Source organism: Lachnoanaerobaculum sp. ICM7 (genome assembly GCF_000287675.1).
Classification (GTDB): Bacteria; Bacillota; Clostridia; order Lachnospirales; family Lachnospiraceae; genus Lachnoanaerobaculum.
The window spans coordinates 1-26,457 of sequence record NZ_ALJL01000032.1; the positions used below are offsets into that span (position 1 = coordinate 1).

At 33.7% G+C, this 26,457-nt stretch carries 28 protein-coding genes and 2 pseudogenes; 29 read left to right on the forward strand and 1 reads right to left on the reverse strand.

The annotated features are described in order from the left end of the window. The 18 genes and pseudogenes from HMPREF1140_RS11090 to HMPREF1140_RS11175 all read left to right on the forward strand — a co-directional run. A pseudogene (locus HMPREF1140_RS11090) lies at positions 1-217 on the forward strand (hypothetical protein); the annotation flags it as partial. Positions 218-442: 225 nt separating this feature from the next. Continuing rightward, on the forward strand, positions 443-907 hold the full coding sequence (locus HMPREF1140_RS11095) for a hypothetical protein (protein ID WP_009663971.1): 465 nt from the start codon (positions 443-445) through the stop codon (positions 905-907). A gap of 42 nt (positions 908-949) precedes the next feature. Next, positions 950-1,425: pseudogene (locus HMPREF1140_RS14085) on the forward strand (hypothetical protein). 28 nt (positions 1,426-1,453) lie between these two features. Next, positions 1,454-1,945: a hypothetical protein gene (locus HMPREF1140_RS11105; protein WP_009663970.1), complete on the forward strand. Its 492-nt coding sequence runs from the start codon at positions 1,454-1,456 to the stop codon at positions 1,943-1,945. A gap of 171 nt (positions 1,946-2,116) precedes the next feature. Next, entirely contained in the window at positions 2,117-2,605 is a 489-nt protein-coding gene (locus tag HMPREF1140_RS11110; RefSeq protein WP_009663967.1) for a hypothetical protein, read from the forward strand. Positions 2,606-2,640: 35 nt separating this feature from the next. After that, a complete protein-coding gene (locus tag HMPREF1140_RS11115) occupies positions 2,641-3,105 on the forward strand; it encodes a hypothetical protein (protein ID WP_009663956.1) in 465 nt (154 codons plus the stop codon). A gap of 17 nt (positions 3,106-3,122) precedes the next feature. Continuing rightward, entirely contained in the window at positions 3,123-3,596 is a 474-nt protein-coding gene (locus tag HMPREF1140_RS11120) for a hypothetical protein (protein WP_009663974.1), read from the forward strand. A 30-nt stretch (positions 3,597-3,626) separates the two neighbouring features. Further along, on the forward strand, positions 3,627-4,118 hold the full coding sequence (locus HMPREF1140_RS11125; RefSeq protein ID WP_009663950.1) for a hypothetical protein: 492 nt from the start codon (positions 3,627-3,629) through the stop codon (positions 4,116-4,118). A gap of 31 nt (positions 4,119-4,149) precedes the next feature. Beyond that, complete coding sequence (locus HMPREF1140_RS11130) at positions 4,150-4,566, forward strand: hypothetical protein (RefSeq protein WP_009663972.1); 417 nt, start codon at positions 4,150-4,152, stop codon at positions 4,564-4,566. Positions 4,567-4,684: 118 nt separating this feature from the next. Continuing rightward, positions 4,685-4,891 carry a 50S ribosomal protein L31 gene (gene rpmE, locus HMPREF1140_RS11135; RefSeq protein ID WP_007592480.1) on the forward strand — a complete coding sequence of 69 codons (207 nt, stop codon included), beginning with the start codon at positions 4,685-4,687 and terminating at the stop codon, positions 4,889-4,891. Between the two features lie 76 nt (positions 4,892-4,967). Beyond that, on the forward strand, positions 4,968-5,894 hold the full coding sequence (locus tag HMPREF1140_RS11140; protein ID WP_009663962.1) for a DUF1385 domain-containing protein: 927 nt from the start codon (positions 4,968-4,970) through the stop codon (positions 5,892-5,894). Between the two features lies 1 nt (position 5,895). Further along, a complete protein-coding gene (prmC, locus tag HMPREF1140_RS11145) occupies positions 5,896-6,729 on the forward strand; it encodes a peptide chain release factor N(5)-glutamine methyltransferase (protein WP_009663944.1) in 834 nt (277 codons plus the stop codon). 24 nt (positions 6,730-6,753) lie between these two features. Then, on the forward strand, positions 6,754-7,824 hold the full coding sequence (gene prfA, locus HMPREF1140_RS11150; RefSeq protein WP_009663946.1) for a peptide chain release factor 1: 1,071 nt from the start codon (positions 6,754-6,756) through the stop codon (positions 7,822-7,824). Between the two features lie 9 nt (positions 7,825-7,833). Then, a complete protein-coding gene (locus tag HMPREF1140_RS11155) occupies positions 7,834-8,859 on the forward strand; it encodes a branched-chain amino acid aminotransferase (protein ID WP_009663947.1) in 1,026 nt (341 codons plus the stop codon). Further along, positions 8,838-10,493 carry a nucleoside kinase gene (locus HMPREF1140_RS11160; protein WP_009663975.1) on the forward strand — a complete coding sequence of 552 codons (1,656 nt, stop codon included), beginning with the start codon at positions 8,838-8,840 and terminating at the stop codon, positions 10,491-10,493. Before HMPREF1140_RS11155 ends, HMPREF1140_RS11160 begins: the two co-directional genes overlap by 22 nt. Before the next feature lie 110 nt (positions 10,494-10,603). After that, positions 10,604-10,966: a type II toxin-antitoxin system RelE/ParE family toxin gene (locus HMPREF1140_RS11165; protein WP_009663964.1), complete on the forward strand. Its 363-nt coding sequence runs from the start codon at positions 10,604-10,606 to the stop codon at positions 10,964-10,966. Then, positions 10,959-11,243, forward strand: coding sequence for a helix-turn-helix domain-containing protein (locus HMPREF1140_RS11170; protein WP_007592468.1), 285 nt, complete (start codon positions 10,959-10,961; stop codon positions 11,241-11,243). The genes HMPREF1140_RS11165 and HMPREF1140_RS11170 overlap by 8 nt, the downstream gene beginning before the upstream one ends. A gap of 193 nt (positions 11,244-11,436) precedes the next feature. Then, positions 11,437-11,661, forward strand: coding sequence for a hypothetical protein (locus HMPREF1140_RS11175; protein ID WP_009663960.1), 225 nt, complete (start codon positions 11,437-11,439; stop codon positions 11,659-11,661). Between the two features lie 56 nt (positions 11,662-11,717). Here the strand turns inward: HMPREF1140_RS11175 and HMPREF1140_RS11180 are convergent, their stop codons facing one another. Next, a complete protein-coding gene (locus HMPREF1140_RS11180; RefSeq protein WP_009663982.1) occupies positions 11,718-12,893 on the reverse strand; it encodes a ribose-phosphate pyrophosphokinase in 1,176 nt (391 codons plus the stop codon). Positions 12,894-13,198: 305 nt separating this feature from the next. Here HMPREF1140_RS11180 and HMPREF1140_RS11185 point away from each other — a divergent pair, with 305 nt between their 5' ends. The 11 genes from HMPREF1140_RS11185 (at position 13,199) to HMPREF1140_RS11235 (ending at position 26,373) form a co-directional block, all read left to right on the forward strand. Continuing rightward, entirely contained in the window at positions 13,199-15,253 is a 2,055-nt protein-coding gene (locus HMPREF1140_RS11185) for a glycoside hydrolase family 2 protein (protein ID WP_009663979.1), read from the forward strand. A 261-nt stretch (positions 15,254-15,514) separates the two neighbouring features. After that, the gene (locus HMPREF1140_RS11190) at positions 15,515-16,840 is read left to right on the forward strand and encodes an ABC transporter substrate-binding protein (RefSeq protein ID WP_009663955.1); all 1,326 of its coding nucleotides are present in this window, start codon (positions 15,515-15,517) and stop codon (positions 16,838-16,840) included. 74 nt (positions 16,841-16,914) lie between these two features. Then, positions 16,915-17,808, forward strand: a complete 894-nt coding sequence (locus tag HMPREF1140_RS11195) for a carbohydrate ABC transporter permease (RefSeq protein ID WP_009663958.1) — start codon at positions 16,915-16,917, stop codon at positions 17,806-17,808. 11 nt (positions 17,809-17,819) lie between these two features. Further along, positions 17,820-18,680 carry a carbohydrate ABC transporter permease gene (locus HMPREF1140_RS11200; protein WP_009663976.1) on the forward strand — a complete coding sequence of 287 codons (861 nt, stop codon included), beginning with the start codon at positions 17,820-17,822 and terminating at the stop codon, positions 18,678-18,680. Positions 18,681-18,704: 24 nt separating this feature from the next. Beyond that, positions 18,705-19,676 carry a metallophosphoesterase family protein gene (locus tag HMPREF1140_RS11205; protein WP_009663981.1) on the forward strand — a complete coding sequence of 324 codons (972 nt, stop codon included), beginning with the start codon at positions 18,705-18,707 and terminating at the stop codon, positions 19,674-19,676. Between the two features lie 40 nt (positions 19,677-19,716). Next, positions 19,717-20,406 (forward strand): MBL fold metallo-hydrolase, encoded by a 690-nt coding sequence (locus tag HMPREF1140_RS11210; RefSeq protein WP_009663945.1) that lies wholly within the window; start codon positions 19,717-19,719, stop codon positions 20,404-20,406. Between the two features lie 25 nt (positions 20,407-20,431). After that, positions 20,432-21,262, forward strand: coding sequence for a glycerophosphodiester phosphodiesterase family protein (locus tag HMPREF1140_RS11215; protein WP_009663957.1), 831 nt, complete (start codon positions 20,432-20,434; stop codon positions 21,260-21,262). A gap of 29 nt (positions 21,263-21,291) precedes the next feature. Beyond that, the gene (locus tag HMPREF1140_RS11220; RefSeq protein ID WP_009663949.1) at positions 21,292-23,475 is read left to right on the forward strand and encodes an extracellular solute-binding protein; all 2,184 of its coding nucleotides are present in this window, start codon (positions 21,292-21,294) and stop codon (positions 23,473-23,475) included. Between the two features lie 19 nt (positions 23,476-23,494). Next, positions 23,495-24,556 carry a hypothetical protein gene (locus tag HMPREF1140_RS11225; protein WP_009663978.1) on the forward strand — a complete coding sequence of 354 codons (1,062 nt, stop codon included), beginning with the start codon at positions 23,495-23,497 and terminating at the stop codon, positions 24,554-24,556. Between the two features lie 17 nt (positions 24,557-24,573). After that, positions 24,574-25,251, forward strand: a complete 678-nt coding sequence (locus HMPREF1140_RS11230) for an MgtC/SapB family protein (protein WP_009663952.1) — start codon at positions 24,574-24,576, stop codon at positions 25,249-25,251. A gap of 51 nt (positions 25,252-25,302) precedes the next feature. Beyond that, complete coding sequence (locus HMPREF1140_RS11235; RefSeq protein WP_009663959.1) at positions 25,303-26,373, forward strand: type I restriction enzyme HsdR N-terminal domain-containing protein; 1,071 nt, start codon at positions 25,303-25,305, stop codon at positions 26,371-26,373. The last annotated feature ends 84 nt before the right edge of the window (positions 26,374-26,457 follow it).

A 26,457-nucleotide genomic window follows, 5' to 3' on the forward strand; every position in this document is an offset into this window, starting at 1 on the left:
TCCAAGTATGGGAGAAACAGTGCCAAGTTATATTATTTTCGAGGATATATCAGGTAGAGAAAGACTTTTGTTGGAATTTTTTCGTAGATATTTTAAGCTTTTTCCTGAGGATGTATTTATGGAGGAGTACTTTTATACAAAGGATGATATAGATAAGTTATATGCAAAACTACCTTGGAATGAATTATGGGCGTATGAGGATCCTAAAACATTCTAAATTATACTATTGATATTTTTTAAGAGGAGCTGTTTTATATCTAACAGCTCTTCTTTACTAAAAAGTTGATAAACTTATAGATTGGTTTAGAGAAGCTATAGACAAGATGATAGAAGAAGGGGAATACATGGAAATGAAAAAGTATGGCCGGCAGACAAAATACCTTGCTATATCAGGGAATTAAATTGATAAATAGATTTGAGGAGATAAAGGAGATTTTTTATAATGTGGCGCACAGGTATATTAAGAAAAAGAATAACAGCTGATAAAAAAGACATGGAAAAGGTCATAAACATTTTAATGTCAATAGGATATACACATTGTTCGATTCATGACTCAAAGGATTATTACGGGTTGTCCGCAAGTATACTTGAAGATGATGATGAAAGTAATATAAAAAAAAGAGTCTACAACATGTATTTAAGTATGTTACTGGTGGAGATAGATATAGAAGGGAGGTATAAGTTTTTTTATCCAAGAGAAAATTGCTATTATTATGCATATATTTACTTTGATGACATTAAAGGAACAGAATTGATAATATCGGAGTTTTTATACAGATATTTTAAACTCTTTCCTGAGGATATTTTCTTAAGCGCGTCAGGATATGTTTATAGAAAAGAAGACATTGAAAAAGTATACTGTAATAAAGACTCAAATTGGATATATTACAGTCCGGATGCTTTGTAAAAAAGCTCTCTTGTGGCAGCAGTATAAGAAGGGGATGTATATATGATATGTGAGGGAAGAATATTAGAAAAATTTAAGGAAAGAAATATATTTGTTGATACCAGGATGCGAGAAATCCTTGATGCTATGAACTACCATAGAATAGTGATGATACGTAAAAGAGATGGTAGTCTTATACTGTCTAAGGAAGATAATGAATACGATTTTTTTGATGAAGAAGATCCTGCGCCAATGATTCAAATTTATGCTTATGTAGATATAAAGGAGGTTTTCACAAGAAAATCAAAAAAAATGAGCTTGTTACCTTCTTTCGCTTTCCTGATATGATTGGAAAAGAACTTATCATATTGGAAATAGTACACAGATATATGGAAGAATACCCAAATAGCACATTCTATGTTGATAACGGTTACACATTCAGGAAACATCATATTGATGCAATATATAATATGCCTGAGCCTGATGCAGAGTGGATTTACAAAAATCCTGATAAATACAAAAAGGAGAGTAAACACTAAAAAATAATTTAGGGAGAACATTAAGATAATGGGAGTATCAGCGTCGTTATTTAGAAAAGGTGAATATCCAACAGAAAAAGACTTGGATATAATAATTGATATATTTACAAAGATGAAGTTTTATGGAGGTGGTAAAGAAAAAGATAAATTAAGTACAGGCGAAAGTTTCAGTATCAGCTTTACTAATGATCATTGGAGAAGAAGATGGGATGATGACGATTATCAATGGGATTCGCTGGATGATAATGATCATATTATAATTTATTTTTTTCCGAAGCCGAAGGAATCACATGAATACTATATTCCAAGTATGGGAGAAACAGTGCCAAGTTTTATTATTTTTGATGATATATCAGGTAGAGAAAGACTTTTGCTGGAATTTTTTCATAGATATTTTAAGCTGTTTCCTGAGGATGTATTTATGGAGGAGTACCTTTATACAAAGGATGATATAGATAAGTTATATGCAAAAGTACCATGGAATGAGATATGGGTGTATGAGGATCCTAAAACATTCTAAGTTAAATGCTTAACGGTACTGTTTTGAGGGAGAGTTATTTCAAAGCAAATATCTCTTCCTTATTCCAGCACCAAGTGCAGAAACGGAAAAATTGGAGGAGATTGAGAAAATCAAAGATTTAGGTGTTACAGTAATTACAGATTTAAATGAATTAGAAAGATTATTAAAATAATGAGTGAATCAGCAGCTATATTTAGAAAAGGTAGATATGTAACAGAAAAAGACTTAGATATAATCATAAACATATTTAAGGATATGAATTTTGTTGCCCATGGGAAAAGTGAGTTAGATGAAAAAGATAGTGGTTGGGTTTTAAGTTTTATAAATGATGACTGGATAAAAAGATGGGAAGGAGACTATTATCAGGAAAATTGTATGGATGACAACGATCATATAATAATTTATTTTTATAAAAATGCAAGGGGTTCATTTTTTGAATATATTCCAAGTATGAAACAATATACACCATATTATCTTTTGGTTGACAATATGCTCAGAAGAGAAAAAACATTGTTAGAGTTTTTGCATAGATATTTCATACTGTTTCCTGAAGATGTATTTTGGGGAGATTATTTTTATACAAAGGATGATATAGATAAGGTATATGCAAAATTACCATGGAATGAGACTTGGATGTATGAGGATCCTAGTACATTTTAGATTGTTTTTGAAGAACTTGAGGAGACGTAAAATCGATGGCAACAGCAATGAGACTTTTAAGAAGTGAAATTCACCCTGATCATACAAGAATAGAAGAGATAATAAATATTTTTATATCGTTAGGTTTTACAAGATTTAGTATATATGATGAAACAGATGTTTATATGTTAACAATAGCTATGCCGATTACTGATGATGAGTTGGTTAATTCGGAGAACTTGAAAAAGAGTACAATTATTTATATCGATTTAATAGAGAACAATGAGGAAATGTTTTATTGTCCCAAAACTTGTAAAAAATATTACTCGTATTTGTTTTTTGAGAATGTTAGCTCTAGAGAAAGAATAATATTTGATTTTTTACATAGATATTTTGAACTTTATCCGGATGATATATTTTGGGACTGTGATAAGTTTTTTTATACTAAAAAATACATAGATAAAATATATTCAAAAACTTATGATCCTAACTGGTTATATATCAGTCCGGATAGTTTTTAAGTTAGAGGGAGCAGATAATGATATATGAGGGTAGAATATTAAATAAAAGCTGTATAGAGAAGAGATTTATTGCGTATAAATTTGTAGATATATTGAGAGAACTTGGATATATTAAATATATAGTTCTTGAAAAGGAAACTACAGACCTGATATACATAAAGAAAGGAAATGATAAATTACTTTTTGATAAGAATGATACTTTATCTTTATTAAATGTATATGCATATAAAGAATGTAAAGAGATTCCGACTAAAAAAGCAGAGAGTGCAGGACTTGAAACTTTTTTCAGATTTACAGATATACTTGGCAGAGAGCTGGTTATACTTGAAATATTACATAAATATATGGAAAAGTATAGCGATTCTATATTTTATATAGATAACGGACTTTATTTTACAAAGCAAGATATAGATAGAATTTATAATTTAAAAGAACCTGATGCAGAGTGGATTTATAAAAATCCGGATACATATAAAAAGAAGAGTAAATAATAAAATATTAATTTAGGGAGTACTAAGATAATGGGAGTACCGGCATCGTTATTTAGAAAAGGTGAATATCCAACAGAAAAAGACTTGGATATAATAATTGATATATTTACAAAGATGAAGTTTTATGCAGGTGGTAAAGAAAAAGATAAATTAATTACAGGCGAAAGTTTTAGTATTAGTTTTATCAATGATCATTGGAGCAGAAAATGGGATGATGACGAGTATCAATGGGATTCACTGGATGATAATGATAACATTATAATTTATTTTTATCCGAAGCCGAAGGAATCACATGAATACTATATTCCAAGTATGGGAGAAACAGTGCCAAGTTATATTATTTTTGAGGATATATCAGGTAGAGAAAGACTTTTGTTGGAATTCTTTCATAGATATTTTAAGCTTTTTCCTGAGGATGTATTTATGGAGGAGTACTTTTATACAAAGGATGATATAGATAAGTTATATGCAAAACTACCGTGGAATGAAATATGGGTATTTGAGGATCCTAAAACTTTTTAATTTATAAAAGGTATGAGGTATAGAAAGTATTATGAATTTGAAAATTATTAATATCTGTACATTCGGTTATGATAGATTTGTTGATGCTGAAATGGAGGACAAAAGTAAGATTATAGTACATTTTATAGAATATGATGAATATATAGATGATGGCAAGAACTCAGAGCTAAGATTTGTTGGAAATATAATAAAAGGTAAATTAAGAATAGATTTAGTAACAGGCTCTTATATTAAAAACGGTGAACTTATGTTTGAACAGCCACATAGACATTCCTCACATATAATAGCGACAGTAGAAGTAAAAAGAATTGTAGATGAATTTTCACTTTATGCCAAAACAAGTATATGTGATGAGGAAATATTGGTCGAGTTTGAAAGTAAAGTAAAATATGGTATTAATGATAGGATATACGTTGTCGGATCTTTGGAGTTTGATATTATATCTTAAATCAAAGAGTAAAGAGTAAATTACACTCTTGCAATTTATCCTCATTTATGCTATCCTAAGATGTACTTTGTAACGAGTCTACTTTATGTAACCGTTAAATTTTTAAAAGAGGTGAATTATGAAACAGGGAATACATCCAAATTATTATCAGGCAACAGTAACTTGCAACTGTGGTAACACATTTGTTACAGGTTCAACAAAGGAAGATATCCACGTAGAAATTTGTTCTAAGTGCCATTCTTTCTATACAGGTCAGCAGAAATCAGCTCAGGCACGTGGTCGTATCGAGCAGTTTAACCGTAGATATGGTGTTAAGGCTGAATAATAAGATAAAGAAATACTATTTATTAGGGGGAGTCAGGCAGGTGTCTGGCTCTTTTTAAATAGATTACGGAGTAAATATGAAATATTCAGGAATAGGCGGACAGGCTGTTATAGAAGGCATCATGATGAAAAACGGTGACAGATATTCTACAGCTGTTAGAAAGCCGGATAAAACAATTGCGGTAATGGAAGATAAATATGAGAGCTTGACTACAAGAATGCCGATATTGGGACTTCCGTTTCTTAGAGGTATATTTTCATTTATAGACTCATTGGTTTTGGGAATGAAAACATTGTCATATTCAGCAAGCTTTTTTGAAGACGATGAGGATTCAAAACCTTCAAAGTTTGAAGAAAAGCTGATAGCGATTTTTGGAGATAAGCTGGATAAAGTGATAATGGGTGTTACGATGTTTATTTCAGTAATAGCATCCATAGCTATATTTATGGTCCTGCCGATGCTTCTCAGCAATATTATTAAGTTGAAAGTTGATAATTACTATGTAATTGCAATTTTTGAGGGAATAATAAGAATAGCAATATTTATCTTCTATATAAAAATGATATCAAGAATGGAAGATATTAAAAGAACATTTATGTATCATGGAGCGGAGCATAAATGTATAAACTGTATTGAACATGGTCTTGAGCTTAATGTGGAAAATGTTATGAAGAGCTCAAAGGAGCATAAGAGATGCGGTACAAGCTTTATTATCATTGTAATGATGATAAGTATACTATTCTTTATGGTAATCAGAGTTGATACCATATGGCTTAGAGCGGTATCAAGAATTGTTCTGGTACCAGTTATAGCCGGAGTAAGCTACGAGTTTTTAAGAATTGCAGGAAGAAGCGATTTTTGGCTTGTAAATCTTATAAGTAAGCCGGGACTTTGGATGCAGGGACTTACCACAAAGGAGCCTACACCTGATATGGTTGAGGTAGCTATTGCGGCAGTTGAAAGGGTATTTGACTGGAGAGAATACCTTGAGGAAAACTTCTGATATGAAATATATTGAAGCTTTTGATAAATATGTAAAGCTGTTGGAAGAAAAAAACTTCAAGGATGCAAAAAGTGACATACTCCTGCTTATATATGAGATATTCGATTTTGATTTTTCAAAATGGACGATGTATAAGTATGATGAAATAGAGGATATATCAAAGCTTGATACATTGAATAAATATGTAAAAAAAAGGCTTGGTCATATGCCTATACAGTATATTTTAAATAAGGCATATTTTTGCGGACTTCCACTCTATGTCAATGAGAATGTACTTATTCCGAGATTTGATACGGAAGTGCTGGTTGAAGAAGTTTTAAAGATTTCAAAAAAAGATAAGAGTAAAAGAATACTTGATATTTGTACAGGTTCGGGAGCCATAGCCATTGCATTAAAAAAGCTTGGAGGATTTGAAAGAGTTGATGCTCTGGATATATCGGATAAGGCACTTGAAGTTGCAAAAAGAAATGCAAATGAGCTTGATTTGAATATCAATTTTTTAAAGAGTGATATGTTTTCAAGCTTAACATGTGAAAATAAATATGATATCATAGTATCCAATCCGCCTTATATACAGAGCGATGTTGTAGATACTTTGGAAAGTGAAGTTAAGGATTTTGAGCCGAGACTGGCACTTGACGGAGATGCTGACGGCATGAAATTTTATAAAATAATTGCCGAAAATTATGAGGACTATTTGGTAGACAACGGTGTATTGGCTCTTGAAATAGGCTATGATGAAGCAAATGATATAAGAGCTTTGTTTGAAGGCAAAAATGTAGTTATAAAAAAGGACCTGGCAAACTTAGACAGAGTTGCAATAATATACAGTTAAATAAAAAAATCATAAGAGGAAAAGATGTTTGATAATTTAGAAGATATAGTAGTACATTATGATGAAATCATGGCAGAGCTTGCCAGTGGTGATGTGGCTAATGATCAAAATAGATTCAGAAAGCTGATGAAAGAGCAGTCAGATCTTGCCCCATTAGTGGAAACTTACGGAGAATATAAAAAAGCAAAGCAATTACAGGTGGATGCACTTGAAATGCTTGAGATGAACGATGAAGAAATGAGGGAGATGGCAAAGGAAGAGCTTGCCGAGGGTAAGAGACTGGAAGAGGAACTTTCAGAAAAGCTAAAGATTTTACTTTTACCAAAAGATCCTAATGATGATAAGAATATAATGCTGGAAGTCAGAGCCGGAGCAGGCGGTGACGAGGCGGCACTTTTTGCTATGCAGCTGTATCGTATGTACACTCATTATGCGGAGTCTCAAAACTGGAAGGTTGAGATGATTGATGTTAATGAGAACGGTATAGGCGGATACAAGGAAGTTGTGGCAATGGTAAGCGGTAAGGGTGCTTATTCAAAACTTAAGTATGAGTCGGGAGTTCACAGAGTACAAAGAGTACCTGAGACTGAGTCGGGCGGAAGAATACATACTTCTACAGCATCTGTTGCAGTAATGCCCGAGGCTGAGGAAGTTGATGTACAGATTGATATGAATGATGTCAGAATAGACGTTATGAGAGCCAGCGGAAACGGTGGACAGTGTGTCAATACTACAGACTCTGCAGTTCGTCTTACTCACTATCCTACAGGCATTGTTATCTATTCTCAGACAGAAAAGAGTCAGTTGCAAAACAAGGAAAAGGCATTTGCACTTCTTAGATCAAAGCTTTATGAAATAGAGCTTGAGAAAAAGCAAAGTGCTGAGGCGGCAGACAGAAGAAGCCAGATCGGTACAGGTGACAGATCTGAAAAAATCAGAACTTACAACTTCCCACAGGGAAGGGTAACCGATCACAGAATAAATCTTACCTTATATAAACTTGATAAGATAATGAATGGTGATATTCAGGAGCTTATAGACGGATGTATTGCGGCGGATCAGGCTGCAAAACTTGCCAAACTTAATGAACAATAGGAGGCTATCATGGAAATAAAGGATTTAGATTGGGGAAATATAGGTTTCAACTACAGAATTACTGATTACAGATATGTCAGCAATTTTAAAGACGGAAAGTGGGATGATGGAGAGCTTTTGACAGACTCAAATGTTACGATAAATGAGTCGGCAGGTATTTTACAGTATTGCCAGGAAGTTTTTGAGGGTTTAAAGGCATACAGAACAAAGGACGGACATATAGTTACATTCAGACCTGATCTAAATGCAAAGAGAATGCATGATTCAGCTAAAAGACTTGAGATGCCGCCGTTTGATGAGGAGAGATTCCTTGAAGCGGTGGACAAGGTAGTACTTGCAAATGAAGCGTGGGTACCGCCTTTCGGTTCGAGAGCAACACTTTATATAAGACCTTATATGTTTGCTTCATCGCCTGTAATCGGAGTTAAGCCGGCTGCAGAGTATCAGTTCAGAATGTTTGTAACACCTGTAGGTCCTTATTTTAAGGGCGGCGCAAAGCCTATCACAATTACTGTAAGTGAGTTTGACAGAGCAGCACCGAGAGGTACGGGACATATAAAGGCAGGACTTAATTATGCTATGAGTATACATCCTCTTATGGAAGCTCATAGAAACGGATTTGATGAGAATATGTATCTGGATGCGGCTACAAGAACTTATGTCGAAGAGACAGGAGGCGCAAACTTTATCTTTATTACAAAAGATAATACGGTAGTTACACCGAAGTCAAATTCAATATTGCCTTCAATTACAAGAAGATCACTTCTTTATGTTGCAGAGCATTATCTTGGACTTAAGACAGAGGAAAGACCGGTTGCCTTTGATGAAATAAAGGAATTCAAAGAGGCGGGACTTTGCGGTACTGCAGCAGTTATTTCACCTGTAGGAAGAATCTACAGAGGAGAAGAAGTGATAAGCTTACCTGCCGGTATGGAAGGAATGGGTGAGATTACAAAGAAACTCTATGACACCCTTACAGGAATACAGATGGGCGAAATAGAAGCACCACAGGGATGGATCAGAAAAATAAAATAATGAAAAAGTTTAAAGTAAATATAAACAACGAAGTATTTGAATATGAAGAGAATACAAGTTATTTTGATATAGTAACGGAGCATAAGAAAAGGGCACTTTTAGTCAAGGTAGATGGTAAGTTGCAGGAGCTGCATAAGACTTTAAAATCCGATATAAAACTTGAATTTGTTACTTTAAGTGATGCTATCGGGCGTTCTACATATGAAAGAAGTGCCGTACTCATACTTTTAAAGTCTATTAAAGATATATATGGTGAGAATATAAAACCTATTGTGGAATTTTCCACCGGAAACGGACTGTTTATCAGAATGAACGGTGAATCTGAGTTTGATATTGATAAAATAGACGGCAGGATGAGAGAAATTGTCGATGAAAATATCAGAATAGAGAAGATGAGTGTTCATACCGATACTGCGATAAAGATGTTTCATGATGCAGGCTTTTTTGAAAAGGAAAAACTTTTTAAGTTTAGAAGAGTGTCCAGAGTAAATATATATAAGCTTGAGGACTATATAGACTATAATTACGGCTACATTGTTTATTCGACAGGATTTGTAAATAAATTCAGCCTGACAAAATACAAGGACGGACTTGTTCTTATTATACCTAAGAAGGATAACCCCGAAGTGGTGGAAGAGTTTGTTCCTGAAGAAAAAATCTTTAATGAGCTTAATAATGCCAGTAAGAATGCCGAAGATATGGGAGTTGCCGATGTAGGTTCTCTAAATGAGATGATTGCAAACGGTATGACAAATGAAATGATCCTTATTTCTGAAGCATATATGGAAAAGAAGATTGGAGATATTGCGGATGATATCGTAAAAAGAGGTAATGTAAAGCTGGTTATGATTGCAGGTCCGTCTTCATCAGGAAAGACTTCATTTTCACACAGACTCAGTATACAATTAAGATCTCACGGATTAAAACCTCACCCGCTTGAGGTAGACAATTACTTTAAGAACAGAGAAGATACACCGAGAGATGAACATGGTGAGCTTGACTTTGAATGTCTGGGTGCAATGGATATTGAAAAGTTTAATGAAGATATGTTGGCTCTTTTGAACGGGGAAGAAGTGGAGATTCCAAGCTTTAATTTTAAAATCGGGCAGAGAGAATACAACGGAAACTTCTTAAAGCTTGGTAAGGATGATATTCTTGTTATAGAGGGTATACACTGTTTGAATGATGAACTTTCATACAGATTGCCTAAGGACAGCAGATATAAGATATATATAAGTGCACTGACTCAATTAAATATAGATGAGCACAATCGTATACCTACTACAGACGGCAGATTACTTAGAAGAATGATAAGAGATGTCAGAAAGAGAGGCACTTCACCTACAAAGACAATTTCAATGTGGGATTCTGTAAGAAGAGGGGAAGAAAAGTATATATTCCCATATCAAAGCAGCGCGGATGCAACTTTCAACTCGGCTCTAAACTACGAGATTGCGGTTATAAAGCAATATGTTGAGCCGGTATTATTCAGTGTACAAAAAGACAGCAAGGAATATCCCGAGGCAAAGAGACTTTTAAAGTTCCTTGACTATTTCCTCGGTATACCAAGTGATAATGTGCCTTCAAATTCTATTTTAAGAGAATTTATAGGTGGAAGTACATTTAATGTATAAACCTTAATAATCTCCCGACATATCTTTAATAAAGTTATGTCGGGATTTTTTATTGATAAAGTTGACTGTTTAATAACTTTTAAGTATAATTGATTTAAGGAGGGGGGAACTTGTACAATATATATTTTTATAAAGATAAAGATGGGAAAGAGCCTGTAGCTGAGTATATAATTGGATTGTCCGATAAAAAAGATAAAGACAGTCGTATTAAACTGAATAAAATAAGGGATTATATAAAAGTTTTAAGTGAGTATGGAACAAAAGCGGGTGAGCCGTATTTAAAACATTTAGATGGGGATATATGGGAGCTAAGACCGTTAAGAGATCGAATACTTTTTGTAGGATGGAAAAACGGAAGCTTTGTACTATTACATCAGTTTATGAAAAAAACTCAGAAAACTCCAAAGAGAGAAATTGAAAAAGCAAAGCGTGAACTTTCAGATTTAATAGAAAGGGGAATGAATTATGAATAGTGCGATTGGACAGAATGCTTTAGAATTTATAGATTCGCTTTTAACACCTGAAGAAATATTGGAAAGTGACTTAAGAGTTGCTCTGATAGGAGAACTTATTAAAGCCAGACAAGAAAGGGGATTGAGCCAAAAGAAATTAGAAGAATTAAGTGGTGTAAAACAGCCTGTAATAGCAAGGATGGAAAAAGGACAAACAAGTCCACAACTTGATACGATATTAAAAGTATTGGCACCATTGGGAAAAACACTTGCGATTGTACCATTAAACAGCAAATAATAGGGATGCCGTATTCGGCATCTATCTTTTCAAGATAAATTATTAAAGATATTACAATTAGAATGTAAAGAGTATTGGAAGTTGGATTAAATAACTAGTGGAAAAATTACATATCTGATACTGTCATTAAAAATACTATTAATAGTATGTTGGAACATGGACATTCAGTAAGCGTGCTGGGAGAAAGTAAAATATGAAGGAGTTTTTGAAACAGGAGATATTATGGGCGCTATTTATTCTGGTAGTGCAAATAATAGCCGGATTTTTGGTTGCACATTTTATACTCCATACTACATGGGACTTGAAAAGCACTATATTTGATTATTCGTTTATAGTATTTTGGGGACTTTATTTAATCATTAAAATATGTATTGCGCTTTTCAAGAGAGCTAAATCCAAAAAAGATGGAAATATTTAATTTCAAAAGGGGATGTCCGTAAGTAAAATCACTTATTTCCGAGCGTCCCCTTATTCTTATTTAAATTTTGATACAAAATTTTGTATTTTCATTGTCGGTGAGAGACTCTTTCCTATTGAAACATCATGGTTATATGAGTTTATAATAGCGGCAAGGTACTTTGTCATATCTGCTTCCAGATACCATGGCTTTGTAAGAAGCTCAGGGTTTCTGTAATGCACATTTGTAGTACAAACATAATCTATAAGTCCTAGATTATGGAACTCATCAAATTTATCAAGACCGTTTGTGAAAAGTCCGAATGTAGCACAGATAATAATTCTCTTTGCATTTCTCTTCTTAAGCTCTTTTGCTGTATCAAGCATACTTTCACCGGAAGAAATCATATCATCCATGATAATAACATCCTTGCCGTCCACACTGCTTCCAAGGAATTCATGAGCAACTATAGGGTTTCTGCCGTCGATTACCTTTGAATAATCACGTCTCTTATAGAACATACCCATATCTACACCAAGGTTATTTGCCAGATATACAGCTCTGTTCATAGCACCCTCATCCGGGCTTATGATCATCATATCGTCTTTATTTACCTTTAAATCCGGTACATTTGTAAATAATGCTTTTACAAACTGATATGTAGGCATGAAGTTGTCAAATCCTGTAAGAGGAATAGAGTTTTGTACTCTCGGATCATGTGCATCAAATGTGATGATATTGCTTACACCCATATCCACAAGTTCCGCAAGTGCCAGAGCACAGTCAAGGGATTCTCTTTTTGTCTTTTTGTGCTGTCTGCTCTCATATAAGAAAGGCATGATAACATTGACTCTTTTTGCATTGGCAATACTTGCACTGATAATTCTCTTAAGATCCTGATAGTGATCGTCAGGTGACATATAATTTGTAAAACCGTTAAGCTTATAGCTGAGAGAGTGGTTTAATACATCCACCATTACAAATACATCTGTACCACGAACTGATTCTTTTATTATGCCCTTGGCCTCACCTGAACCGAATCTCGGACAGGCAATATCAAGAAGATAATTATCACAGTCATAGCCTCTGTAATGCAAGTCCATTTTACTGTTCATAAGCTCAGTAGTATCATTTCTTCTGAACTCAACAATATAATCATTGACTTTCTTGGCAAAATCATAGCAGCTTTCAAGAGCGGCAATCTTTAGAGGCGCTATAGGCAATTGATCTCTAAAAACAAAATCGTTTGGCATTTCTTTCTCCTAGGTACTTAAGATTTGTAAGAGTTATAAAAAATAAACTATTACAAATATAATTATTCATTTACGAAGATACTATACACTATTAAAAATATGAAGTCAACAATATAACTTTCAATCTCTTGACTATAAAAATTTGACTTTTAAATAGAAATTGTTTAAAAACTAACAATGTTATGTATACAATTTATTTCAAAAATTGAAAGAATGATTTCTTGCTAAAAGACAGTATTTTTTAATGAATTTTCTTGTTATAATTCATCTATAAAATAATGATACTATAATTAGGAGGGAAATATATGAGAGTCATAGATGATTTAAATAAGGACTGGCTTTTCAAAAAGAATATTGAAGTCACCGACAAACTCATAATAGATGAGAGCTTTGATATGATCAATGTTCCCCATACCTATAACGGTTTTGACGGTCAGGATGGTGGAAATGACTATTATAAGGGTAAAGCAGTATATATAAAGAAGCTTATCAGACCGCTTGTATCACCTGAGAGTGATTTTATCTTGAATTTTGAAGGCGTAAATTCTATAGCAAGAATATATATCGACGGTGAGTTTGTACAGGAGCATAGAGGTGGATACTCAAGATTCAGAGTTAATATCACAAGATTCTTTGAGAAAAAAGACGCTCTTATGCTGGCTGTAGAAGTGGATAATGCCAATCATTCCAATGTATATCCTCAGATGGCTGATTTTACATTCTATGGTGGTATATACAGAAATGTAAGTCTTATATCGGTATCTAAGACAAGATTTGATATAGAGTATTATGCAGGAAGCGGAGTGGCTGTTACTTCAAAGATAGACGGTGATGATGCAATAATTGACATTACCGCCTATGTAAAAGATCCGGACGAATCGGATATGGTAATGGCCAGGGTAAAAGACGGTGACAGTTATGAGGATGTAGGTTTTGTTGTTGCACCTGCAAAGAAGATAACAAAGCTGAGCCTGAAGGTAGATGATGCCCATCTTTGGAACGGTGTAGAAGATCCGTTCCTCTATAAATTGAGTGTAAAGCTTGTAAGACATAATGAAGTACTTGACAATGTAGAAGTAAATCATGGTATCAGAGAGTATTATGTAGACCCTGACAAGGGATTTTTCTTAAATGGAAAGAGTCTACCTCTTAGAGGTGTGAGCAGACATCAGGACAGACTTGGAAAGGGTAATGCACTTGCAGAGCTTGACCATTTTGACGATTATGACTTGATAATGGACGTAGGTGCAAATAGTGTAAGACTGGCACATTATCAGCAGGATGATTATTTCTATGAGCTTTGTGACAGATACGGACTTGTAGTATGGGCTGAGATTCCTTTTATATCGAGAATGAATAAGGATCCAAAGGCACATGAGAATGCTATGGAGCAGATGAAAGAGCTTATTTATCAAAACTACAATCATAGCAGTATATGCTTTTGGGGAATTTCAAATGAGATAACGATTGCGGGAGATATTCCCGGACTTACAGATAATTTAAGAGAGCTGGATGAGCTTGTAAAGAGTATTGATAAAACAAGACTTACAACAATGGCTCAGGTGTCAATGCTTCCAATGGATTCTGATCACAATCAGATTACAGATATACTGGCATACAATCTATACTTTGGATGGTATGGCGGACAGTATACAGATAACGAAGTATGGTTTGATAAGTTTAGAGCCATGCATCCAAACAGAGCGGTAGGACTTTCAGAGTATGGTTGTGAGGGTATTATAAGCTGGCATTCCAATACACCTGAATGTAAGGATTATACAGAGGAGTATCAGGCACAGTATCATGAGCATATGGCAAAGCTTCTTGCTGAAAGACCTGAGATATGGAGCTCATATGTTTGGAATATGTTTGACTTCGGCTGTGATATGAGAGATGAAGGAGGTGTTAAGGGCAGAAACAATAAAGGTCTTGTAACCATAGACAGAAAAATAAAAAAAGACGCTTTCTATGTATATAAGGCATATTGGTCAGATGAGAAATTTGTTCACATCGCAAGCAAGAGATTTGCCATCAGAAGTGATGAAAAGATAAATATAAAGATCTATTCAAATATGGAAAAGGTAAGATTGTTTGTAAACGGCGAATATATTGGAGAAAAAGAAGGAAAAAAGATTTTTATATTTGAGAATGTAAGCCTTGATATGGGTGCAAATTATATAAAGGCGGTAGGCATAAGTGATGATGAAGAAATATCAGACAGAACCACATTTGTCAGAGAAAAGAAGCCTTTTGCCGGATATGTAAGACCTGCGGATGAAGAGGAAGCTGAAGGGGTTAAGAACCGGTTTGATGATATGGATACGGAGAATGTATTTACACTTATAAATAATAAGTTATAGGAAATTAAGAAATAAGATATTAAGTAAAATTATGATTATTTAAAAGATAATCTATTTAAAAGCCTCAAACCGGGGCTTTTTTTATTTGCATTATATTCGAATGAAGTGTTGGTTTATAGCTGTAGATTACTAAGTTTATTAAGGACGCATAAGCGAATATTATAATGTTTTTATAGAAGTAAAAAAATATTGACACGTTTCAATTTAAACGTTATAATAAAGTTACTAAAAAGAGAACCTTGATTTTATAGGAGGAAAATTATGAGAAAAGTGTTGGCAGCTGCATTATCGGTAGCAATGGGAATGTCACTGGTAGCTTGTGGTGGTGGATCATCTAAGCCTGCAGAGGAGACTACAAAGTCTGCAGAATCCGTTGCAGATAATGCAAAGAGTGGTGATGCAAATCTAAGTGCAGACATTGAGTATTGGTCAAGTTGGAGTGAAACTGAAGCTCAAGCAGATGCATTAAGGGAAGCAGCAGATGAATTTATGAAGGCTAATCCGGGTGTCAAAATTAATTTTACATTTAACGGTCGTGATAACAGAAACCTGGTTGGCTCAGCAGTATCGGCAGGAACAAAGGTTACAATGATGGATGCTAATGCTGATAATATTAAGTCTATGTGGTCTGAAATGACAATGGATCTTACACCATATTTTGAAGAGTCATACGAATCAACCGGTGGAGAGAAGTATGTTGATAGAATTATGCCGAGTATGTCAGGATTGTCCGCAAAACTGTTTGATGGAAAGTATTCATATTTTCCTTACGCACCGCAGGCATTTATGATTTTCTGCAATAAAAACATATTTGATGATTGCGGGATAACAAAATATCCTGAAACCTGGACAGAATTTATGGATGCTTGTGAAAAAATCAAAGCAAAAGGATATACTCCGGTTACTACAGACAGCAATTATGCTACAAGCTGGGTTGGATATTATATGAGCCGCTTAATGGGTAATGATGAGGTCGCAAAATTGAGCAATGATCCGTCAGCATGGAGTAATCCGAAGGTGTTAGAGGCGGCTAAAGCTATTGAGGATATGGCAAAGAAGGGATACTTTGATCCGGTTATAGAAACCAATACATATCCGAATGCACAGCAAAGTATGGTTATAAATGAAAAAATAGCAATGTACATCAATGGAACATGGCTTCCTAACGAAGTAAAAGACTCAACACCGGATGATTTCAAATGGGGATCTTTCGCATTCCCAACTGTAGAAGGCGGAGTTGATGATCAGACATCAGGATGCTACAGCAGCTATGGTATTGCAATCAATAAGGATGCAACAGAGGAAGAAGCTAAGGCGGCAGCAGCTTTTGGAGTTTATGTAACTACAGCGTTTGACCAGAAATTTTCAGATATGGCAAATGCTATTCCGGTTGGTGTTGACGGTGTATGGCCGGATAGTTTAAAAGATGCACAACAAGTTATATCAAAATATACAAACAGATATCCGTCACAGACAGCGATTATCTTAAATAGTAACAGTAAGCAGATTATTGCGGATGCTTGTTTAAAGCTGATGGGTGGAAGCATTACAGCAGAAGAATTTGTTGATATGGCATCCAAGTTCTAGTATATATCAGTGATAAAATCATTGCTAAAATGTAAAGGCATTTTGCCTTTACATTTTTTCATAAGGAGGATTTTATGAAGCAGACGAAAAGGTCGATTATTATATTTATGTTACCGGCCGTAGTACTTATGGTAGTTATATTTTTATATCCGACATTAAGAACTATTACTATGAGCTTGTTTAAGGTAAAGAGTGTTACTACTCCGTTAGTGGACTGGAAATTTGTCGGTTTTGGAAATTTTTTAAAGTTATTTAAAACACCTTTATTTGTCAGATCCATGGTAAATATTCTTAAAATATGGATTTACAACGGTATTGCTACAATGGTTTTATCTATGTTGTTTGCACTGGCTTTTACAAAGGATATCCGATTTAAAAAGTTTTTTAGAACCATAGTTTACCTTCCAAATGTAATTGCAGCGATTGCAGTAGGTTATATGTGGTTACTGTATGTATACAATAGCAGATTTGGATTACTTACAACTATGTTTGCAAAACTTGGATTAAAAGCTTTAGCAGATTATCAATGGTTAAATTCAGATCATATGTTTTTCTCGATGTGTATTGCAAATGTGTTCGGTAATGTAGGGTACTTTATGATGATGTTCATAGCCGGAATTGAAAAGATACCGAAAGATTACTTTGAAGCTGCATCATTAGAGGGAATCACAGGATTTCAACGCTTTAGACATATTATTTTCCCATTGACAAAAGGTGTTTTAAGAACTGCGATAGTGTTATGGACAACAAGGACTATGGGATTCTTTGCCTTATCACAAGTTTTCTCCGGTGTAAATACATATACACCTATGTTATTTACATATCAGACTTTGTTTGGAACTGAAGTAGCATCAGAGTCGGTAAATGCAGGAATGGCTGCCGCTGCGGCAGTGCTTATGACAGTTATTGTAGTAATTGTGTCAATGATTTTAAATCATACAATTAAAGATGATAACTATGAGATATAGGAGGTGAAGTGATGAAGAAAAATAAAAGAAAGTCCGATTTCAGATGGAGAAAAGAAGTTACTTTATTACCTAGTTATATTATTGGAATCATTTGGGCCTTTTTTACAATATTTATGATTGGCTGGATTATTGCAGCTTCACTGTCATCAACTAAAGAGGTTTTTACAGGAAATGTATTATCTACCGGGTTACATTTTGAAAATTATACTAAAGCTTTCTTTAGAAATAAAGCATTGATGAATCTTTTAAATTCAGTGATTTATACAGTGCCTTCATGTATTCTTACAATTATAGTGAGCGCACCTGCAGCATATTGCCTTACCAGGTTTAAATTTAAATTTAACGGTTTGATTAAAAAGAGTATTATTACAGCTCTTGGAATTCCGGGTATTATGATTGTTATGCCGCTGTTTTCAATTGTCAGTACATTAAAATTGAGTGGAACACATTTGACTTTGATCTTTATATATACGGCAACTTCAGTACCATACACAACTTTCTTTCTAATGGCATTTTTTCAAGGAATATCTGATGTTTATGAAGAGGCTGCGGCAATAGACGGATGTGGTCCGATACAATGCTTTTGGAGAATTATGTTTCCATTGGCACAACCTGCGATTATGACAGTAACAATTTTTAACTTTATAAGCAGATGGAATGAATATTTTATGGCATTGATTTTTGCCAATAAATCTGAACTTCGCCCTGTAGGTGTAGGTCTTTATCAGACTGTACAATCAATGATGCAATCGGGTGATTGGGCCGGAATGTTTGCATCTGTAGTAATTGTATTTATGCCAACTGTAATTATATACCTTTTCCTTTCCGATAAAATTGTGGCAGGAGTAACATCAGGTGGTGTCAAGGGTTAATTTAATAATAATTGAGGTGGCAAAATGCATTATAGTAATGTAAAATTTGGAATTTTTACTGATTTACATCTGGATATTATGCATGATGGAAGAATACGACTGGATACATTCATAGAACAAATGAAGAAAGAAGATGTTGACTTTATCATTCAACTGGGAGATTTTTGTTACCCTGAGGATACAAGTAAATGCCTATGTTCAGAAAAGAATATGCCTATAAATCTTAAAAATGCAATGAGAGTACCGGCTGATGTACCGAAAATTGAACTGTTGGAGAAATTTAATAAGTTTTTGAAACCACATTATCATGTACTTGGAAATCATGAGTTCGATTTTTGCTCAAAGGAACAGGCGATGAAGCTCTATGGAATGGATAAGAGATATTACTCTTTCATATGTAAAGGTTGGAAATTCTTAGTGGTTGACGGTAATAATTTTAAAACAAAGACCGGAGAACTTAAAGATTATTATTATGGGGATTATTTTGATTCTGAAGATTTACCATATATTGATTCTGAACAAATGGATTGGATTGAAAAAGAACTGTTGGAATCTGATATGCCTATAATAATATTTTCACATCAACCTCTAAATGAAAGCCCTAGGGGTATAAAAAATGCTGATGAACTTTCAAATTTATTCATAAAGGCCAATAGAAGCGGTAAAAAAGTTAGACTTTGTATAAACGGACATACACATGTAGATAGATTGGAATGTGATAAAGGAGTGTATTACTATACTCTAAACAGTATGTCAAATCATTGGATCGGAACAAAGTTTGCAAAACATAGATTTTCAGATGAAATAGAAGAGGCTTTCCCAAATCTTCAGTATACATTTCCATATAAGAGCCCGTTGTATGCAGTAGTAGAATTAAATAGCAAAGGGGCTTATATTAAAGGGAAATCGGGAGAGTTTATAAAGCCAAGTCCGTTGGATATGGGGTGTGATGAGGATTTGAGCGCATCTATAAAAGATAGAGAAATCTTATGGTGATTTATATAAAAATTTTATTATAGGAAAATAAGGAGATAAAATGGAATTAAAATTCACCGGAATAGGAGCGGCATATTACCCGGTACTGGGAAGTAATTGTGCATTTTTTGAGCATGATAACTGTCTATACTTAATAGACTGTGGAGAGAGTACTTTTAAAGCTATGTTTTCACGTAATGAAATATATGATTATGATAATATAGTTGTACTGCTTACACACCTTCATGCTGATCATATAGGTAGTCTGGGATCTTTTCTTTCTTTTTGTAAAAATGTACTTGATAAAAAAGTATTATTGGCAGCTGAGGAAGATACTATTGTAAATATATTGGATCAAAGTGGAGTTCACACTGATAAATATAATTTCACAACAGACTTCAAAGAATGCGAAGCGGACGGATTATCTATTTATGTGAAGAGAGAAAGCCATGCTACAGATATGTTATGTTGCGGATTTGTTTTTGAATGTAATGGAGAAAAAATATACTACAGTGGTGATACAAGCAATGTTCCGTCAGATATTCTAAACGCCTTTCTATCAGGAGAAATAAAGACTATGTATCAAGAATGTACATTCCTGGATACAGACAGTACATCACATTATTCTCTTAAGAAATTATGTGAGATTATTCCGTATGAAGAAAGACAACGTGTTTATTGCATGCATTTAGGAGATGATATTGAAGATGATATTGTTAAAGCAGGATTTCGTGTTCCGAAAATAGTATAAATTGGAATGCCGGAGGTAAGTTAGAATGAAAAATACACTTCATTTATACAATAATGATAATGTACAGGTTGTGGCTCATCGTGGAGCGGCAGGTTCCAATATTCCCTGTAATACAATACCTGCATTTGATATAGCTCTAAAAGGCGGTGCTTCAATTTTAGAGATGGATCTTTTTAAAAGTACTGATGGTAAAATATTTATTTTTCATACAGGTAAAGAACCGTATCAACTTAATAAAAACATTGATCTTACAAAACTGGACAGTGAAGAGATAAAAAAACTTCGACTTATCAATGTTGATTTTTATCCTACACAATGGGGAATAAATTCTTTTGATGACGTATTAGAGCATTTTAAAGGTCGTTGTATTTTAAATCTTGATCGTATTGGGGACTGTATACCCGATGTCATAAAAGCAGTTGAAAGGCATAACATGAAAGATCAGGTTTTACTTAAACATGCCCCGATTCCAAGTGTTTTAAAGATAATTGAAGATGTGGCACATGATTATATGTTTATGCCGATATATATGGAAGAAGATAATGCTTCTGAAATAATTGAAAAAATGAATATAAATTATATCGGTGCTGAACTTGTGTTTAAAACAGAAGAGTCCCCCGTGATACAACCTGAATATATAGAGAGTATGAAGAAGAGGGGCAAGACTTTATGGGGGAATGCAGTATTATACAATTATAAAGTACCTCTTTCAGCCGGGCATACGGATGATGTCTCAATGATTGATGATCCGGATAAAGGATGGGGGTGGTTAGTTGACCATGGCTTTGATATAATTCAAACTGATTGGACATATCAATGCTGTAAGTATTTAAAGGATAGAGGAATAAACCATTAATACTTACAAATCAGATTGGAGTATAGAAAATGGCAACTATAAAAGATATAGCCAAGGTGGCAAAAGTATCGCAGGCAACCGTTTCAAATGTTTTAAACGGGAAAGATAATGTAAGCAGTGATAAAATACGTAGAGTAATGAAAGCAGTTGAGGATATGGGCTATGTTATAAATGAAAAGGCTCAAAACCTCAGAAAGGGTACTGCAAAGATTTTAGCAGTTGTAGTTCCAAATTTATATGATAAAACATACATAGATTTTTTTTCCAGTTTTAAAGATTATGCGGAAAGAAAAGAATATACAGTAGATTTATATATTACAAATGACGATGATGATTATGAGAGGAAGCAGATTCAGAAAATTAAATCCAGAATGACGGAGGGAGTAGCTGTTTTTACATCCATATCAGATGGAAGTGAGGCTTACTATGAAGCAGGATTTTCAAATGAAGATGTTGTTTTTATATCTAATAAACAGCCATATAATTGTAAGTTTATCGGATATGATAATATAGAGGCCGGAAAAGAGATTGCAAAAAAAATATTGCAAGGCAATTATGAAAAAGTCGCTCTTTTAACAGGACCTCTTACATATTCAGGGAAAATGGACTTTCGTAATTCATTTTTAGAGAGTATTGTAAAATCAGATAAGATCTCAGAAGTATATGAGAGAGTTACTACTGAGCAGTGCAAATATCAGAATGTAGTGAGAGTTTTTACTCATATGCAACCTGATGCAGTCGTTACTGACAGTATATCATTGGCTCAAACGGTAAAAAGTGTATATCAAAACTTCTATAGAAATAAGCCGGTAGATATCGTTTCACTTTCTCCTGTATATACTATTCCTGAAAGAGATATTATTAGGTATGAAATAGACTATAGAAAAATGGGTATAGATGCCGCTTCATATCTAATAAACCGTAACTGGGAAAATAGAAATGAACTGATTATAGAATCAAAAGGGTTTTCAGATTGGCCAAAAATAAATTCAAAAAATGAAGAAAGTATATTGAATATTTTATCTATTGCAAGCCCTACTACACGAGCACTTAAGACAGTGGTAAATTTGTATGAATTTAATACCGGAATAAAGATACGAATAACAGAATCAGACTATGAAAGTATGTATAAACTGGTAAAAAACCGGGGGGCGGAACTTCCATATGATATAGTTCGTATGGATAAAGATTGGTTTCCGGTTTTAGCTAAATCAGTATTTGAGCCACTTACAAATATAGAATCCAATATCGGTAACAGCTTAGACGGTTTTTTGCCTAATGCACTAAAAAATTATTCTTATCTTGATGGTGATATTTATGCATTACCGGGAACACCAAGTATTCAATTACTGTTTTATAGAAAAGATTTGTTCGAGGATACAAGATTAAAAAGATTATACTATGAGATGTACAAGAAATCATTAGAGGTTCCAAAGACCTTTGAAGAGTATAATCGTATTGCATATTTTTTTACAAATGAATTTAACAATGAATCTCCGATTAAGTATGGTTGCAGCTTTACATCAGGAGAGCCCGGAACTGTCGGTGTTGAATTTTTGATGAGATATTTTAGTCATTCAAAAAGATTATTTGATGAAAATGGAAATATTCTTTTAAATACTGAGGCAGCAAGAGATGCATTAAGAGAAACGAAAGACTCTTGGAATTATTCCTCAAAAATAGAGCACAATTGGTGGACAGATTCAGCTCAGGAGTTTGCGGAAGGTGATACGGCAATGGGTATTTATATGATAAATCATGTTAGTGGATTTGTCGGACCTGACTCAAAGATTAGAGGGAAAATAGGGTGGTCTATCGTACCCGGAGATAATCCTATGCTTGGTGGTAGTGTTCTTGGTATTTCTAAATATTCAAAAAATAAGGATATTGCTTTAGACTTTTTGAAATGGATTAGTCGAGATGATATAGGTACAGCTACAGTATTACTTGGCGGTATGTCTGCAAAAAAATCGGCATATGATGACACTGAGGTAAATGATGCTTACCCATGGCTTGATTATGCGAAAAAATGTTTTGAAAATGTTCAGACCAACTCCTATCCGATAGTAGATGGAGATAATATTGGATTAAAAGAGTTGCAGAATTTATTAGGTGTGGCAGTAAAAAAAGGTATAATGGAGAATTTAGATATTGATGAAATACTTGAAGCTGCTATGACTGATTATAAAAATTTAAAAAAGAAAAAACTTTGACAGATAGAGGAGGCTTTAAATGTCGGATTTTCCTTATAAATCAAGCAAATATAGATATACAGCAATAAGATTTATTAAAAGTAAAAAAGGTATATTTGGAATACCGAAGATTAATATAAGTGCAGATTTTGAATGTGAGATTACAAAAGAAAACGGTTTATACTACGAAACGGACGGGGAAATTGTAATTTATATAAAGCATTTTATCTTAAAAGATGCTTGCTTGATTTCTATAGACGTAGAGGACAGTGCAGAATATGAAATAAAACATATATTATGTGAAGGCAAATATATAGCATTTGATCACAGTAATAACAAATATATATTTCAAATTGAAATTAGTGGACTTCTTGGTCCGACAAGAACATTATATGCACATAGTATTTTAAGAGAAGACGGCATTACTCTTAGAGTTGAAGAGAACGATATTGGAAGGTGTGCGGGAAAATATGATAAAGATACATATCCGCAAACTCAAATCGATGCTTCGGTTCACTATACATTTGCGGCAAGAGAAGTCTTAAGGCATATGGGTATAGGAAAATATTTGCATGACAATCATCTCGGATATATATTGCTTCTTGGATTTGAAACTTGTAATGAGTTACACACTGATTATCCACCGCATTGGCATTTGATATTCAGATGGCCATATTTTTGTGGCTCACAGGCACCTCATATATACATTGATAAAGAAGGCAAGATGGAGTCAAATGTAACTTATATTGACGGAATAAGTGGAGTATGCAGAAAGTATCAGACATTAGAATGGTGCAAGATGGTTGATATGTACGGTGCGGATGTAATTGCTTTTAGACTGGTAGAAGATGGAGGTATGGAGCTTACTTCTCCAGGTGGAAATACCTATAAAATTGCCCCTTATATTAGGGAAGACGGTGTAAAAGTATATTGTGATGAAAGGTATATTGGTAATATTACTGTAAAAAATGACACTGATAACGGACAGATTAAGTTATTATGGAATAACATCGATTGTATTCAAGATTCTTATAAAGAGATTATCGAATATGATCAATATACGGGAAACATCAAAAAAGTTGAATGTATCGATAGTATATAAATATAAGGAGATGATAAATGGAAAGGTATGTAGTGAATGACAGTATATTTTTATTTCAGCTTATATGTGCCGGACTTTGTGGTACAGCTTTAGGAGTGGAACGACAGAGTAGAATGAAGTCTGCCGGAGTAAGAACACATTTCATAGTATCCGTAGCATCTGCACTTATGATGATTGTATCAAAATACGGTTTTTTAGATGTTATCTCGATTGAAGGTGCAAGTGTGGATATATCCAGAGTTGCAGCAGGAATTATATCAGGTATAGGTATACTTGGAGGAGGATTGATTTTCATCAGCAAACAAGGGCTTGTTCGAGGTATGACAACTGCTGCCGGAATATGGATGACAGTAGGCATTGGTATGGCTATAGGTGCAAGAATGTATATACTTGGTTTTGAAGGTACAATCCTTATACTTCTTATGCAGTGTTTATTCCATAGAAAACTCGAAATACTAAAAGATCCTTTACGAGCAAAGGTAATGTTTTTGGTTGGAGACAGAAAAGAAGATGTAGAAACAGTAGTTCAAAAGCTTGAGGATATTGGTATTGAAGTAAGTATGATAAAGGTTGAAAGAAAGGGAGAAAAAAACTTTCAGATGAAATGTGAAACTGTGCTTCCAAGAAATATGGAAAGAGACGATTTTACAGAAAAAATTGTGGGAATAGAAAATTTATTATCTTATGAGGTTTAAACCTCATATTTAGATAATTACAATGTAAATAGATATAGAATGGTGGGAGAAATGATTTCTTTTAATGATGTATATCTTAATAATTCAATTAGGAAAACAGCAATACGTATAATAAAAAAATGTCCCGGTATATATGGGATGATTAAAGTGGGTATAAAGGCAAATTTTGAAGTTGGAATTTCAAATGAACCTAATTTATGCTATGAAGTACCAAATGAATTTGTTTTTTATATTGAACATGAAAAAAAATATGATAAAGGGGATGTACATGTTTCGTTTGAACTTAAAAACGAATTAGATATAGAAGCAATATTGGTAGAAAAAGATTACATACAGTTTGAAAAAAATGGAAATCAAATATTATTTAAATTTGATATTAGTGGGTTTACAGGAAGTACTACAACGCTTAGTATACATACTCGGATTGAAGAGCCGGGTTTAAAAATTAGATTAGAACATAATCATATTGGAAGAAAAGCGGGAATGTACAGAAATATCAATTATCCCGGAACGCAGATTATTGCCGCACACCATTATATAATGGGTATGAGAGAAATTATAAGGATGCTAAATTTGCCATCATATCTAGCAAATAATAATTTAGGATATATGTATATTTTGGGGTTTGAAACAAATAATGAAATTCATACTGATTATCCTCCACATTGGCATCTTATATATCGTTGGGAAACATTTGTCGGTTCTCAAGCTCCTCACTTATATTTAGGAGAAAATGGAGAAACATTATATAATAAATGTTATATCGACGGTATAGAAGGTGTTTGTAGAACTTTTGAAAATGGAGAATGGTGTAAGTTTGTTGACTATTTAGGAACGGATGTATGTGCTTTGTGTGTTAAAGATGATGGCGTTTTTGTAACTAAACCATATGGCGATGTCTACCATATGAGTAATTTTGAAGAAAATAAGGTTGTGATTAAAAAAAATGATGTAAAAATTGGGGAAATAGAAGTAGCAGATGATGTTAAAAAAGGAATATATGAAATAAAATGGACAAAGTTATCCGGTATAGAAACACCTGGGAGTTATGTTCAAAAAATAATATATGATCCGTTAACAGGTGTATTTTGTGAAAGTCATGTACACAATTTTGGTTTATAATTTTTATTCACTATGAACTTTAATAAAAAGTAATTAAATGAAACAGAGTCTTTAATAGTTAAAGATTCACATAAAAATATTTCT

Bases quoted from the DNA above. Each gene is read 5' to 3' on its own strand.
- HMPREF1140_RS11220 (WP_009663949.1), top strand. From the start codon at position 21,292: ATGGCAACTATAAAAGATATAGCCAAGGTGGCAAAAGTATCGCAGGCA.
- HMPREF1140_RS11185 (WP_009663979.1), top strand. From the start codon at position 13,199: ATGAGAGTCATAGATGATTTAAATAAGGACTGGCTTTTCAAAAAGAAT.
- HMPREF1140_RS11210 (WP_009663945.1), top strand. From the start codon at position 19,717: ATGGAATTAAAATTCACCGGAATAGGAGCGGCATATTACCCGGTACTG.
- HMPREF1140_RS11230 (WP_009663952.1), top strand. From the start codon at position 24,574: ATGGAAAGGTATGTAGTGAATGACAGTATATTTTTATTTCAGCTTATA.
- HMPREF1140_RS11105 (WP_009663970.1), top strand. From the start codon at position 1,454: ATGGGAGTATCAGCGTCGTTATTTAGAAAAGGTGAATATCCAACAGAA.
- HMPREF1140_RS11125 (WP_009663950.1), top strand. From the start codon at position 3,627: ATGGGAGTACCGGCATCGTTATTTAGAAAAGGTGAATATCCAACAGAA.
- HMPREF1140_RS11235 (WP_009663959.1), top strand. From the start codon at position 25,303: ATGATTTCTTTTAATGATGTATATCTTAATAATTCAATTAGGAAAACA.
- rpmE (WP_007592480.1), top strand. From the start codon at position 4,685: ATGAAACAGGGAATACATCCAAATTATTATCAGGCAACAGTAACTTGC.
- HMPREF1140_RS11130 (WP_009663972.1), top strand. From the start codon at position 4,150: ATGAATTTGAAAATTATTAATATCTGTACATTCGGTTATGATAGATTT.
- HMPREF1140_RS11110 (WP_009663967.1), top strand. From the start codon at position 2,117: ATGAGTGAATCAGCAGCTATATTTAGAAAAGGTAGATATGTAACAGAA.
- HMPREF1140_RS11200 (WP_009663976.1), top strand. From the start codon at position 17,820: ATGAAGAAAAATAAAAGAAAGTCCGATTTCAGATGGAGAAAAGAAGTT.
- HMPREF1140_RS11225 (WP_009663978.1), top strand. From the start codon at position 23,495: ATGTCGGATTTTCCTTATAAATCAAGCAAATATAGATATACAGCAATA.
- HMPREF1140_RS11155 (WP_009663947.1), top strand. From the start codon at position 7,834: ATGGAAATAAAGGATTTAGATTGGGGAAATATAGGTTTCAACTACAGA.
- HMPREF1140_RS11190 (WP_009663955.1), top strand. From the start codon at position 15,515: ATGAGAAAAGTGTTGGCAGCTGCATTATCGGTAGCAATGGGAATGTCA.
- prfA (WP_009663946.1), top strand. From the start codon at position 6,754: ATGTTTGATAATTTAGAAGATATAGTAGTACATTATGATGAAATCATG.
- HMPREF1140_RS11195 (WP_009663958.1), top strand. From the start codon at position 16,915: ATGAAGCAGACGAAAAGGTCGATTATTATATTTATGTTACCGGCCGTA.
- HMPREF1140_RS11170 (WP_007592468.1), top strand. From the start codon at position 10,959: ATGAATAGTGCGATTGGACAGAATGCTTTAGAATTTATAGATTCGCTT.
- HMPREF1140_RS11120 (WP_009663974.1), top strand. From the start codon at position 3,123: ATGATATATGAGGGTAGAATATTAAATAAAAGCTGTATAGAGAAGAGA.
- HMPREF1140_RS11180 (WP_009663982.1), bottom strand. From the start codon at position 12,893: ATGCCAAACGATTTTGTTTTTAGAGATCAATTGCCTATAGCGCCTCTA.
- HMPREF1140_RS11205 (WP_009663981.1), top strand. From the start codon at position 18,705: ATGCATTATAGTAATGTAAAATTTGGAATTTTTACTGATTTACATCTG.
- HMPREF1140_RS11140 (WP_009663962.1), top strand. From the start codon at position 4,968: ATGAAATATTCAGGAATAGGCGGACAGGCTGTTATAGAAGGCATCATG.
- HMPREF1140_RS11215 (WP_009663957.1), top strand. From the start codon at position 20,432: ATGAAAAATACACTTCATTTATACAATAATGATAATGTACAGGTTGTG.
- HMPREF1140_RS11095 (WP_009663971.1), top strand. From the start codon at position 443: ATGTGGCGCACAGGTATATTAAGAAAAAGAATAACAGCTGATAAAAAA.
- HMPREF1140_RS11160 (WP_009663975.1), top strand. From the start codon at position 8,838: ATGGATCAGAAAAATAAAATAATGAAAAAGTTTAAAGTAAATATAAAC.
- HMPREF1140_RS11115 (WP_009663956.1), top strand. From the start codon at position 2,641: ATGGCAACAGCAATGAGACTTTTAAGAAGTGAAATTCACCCTGATCAT.
- HMPREF1140_RS11175 (WP_009663960.1), top strand. From the start codon at position 11,437: ATGAAGGAGTTTTTGAAACAGGAGATATTATGGGCGCTATTTATTCTG.
- prmC (WP_009663944.1), top strand. From the start codon at position 5,896: ATGAAATATATTGAAGCTTTTGATAAATATGTAAAGCTGTTGGAAGAA.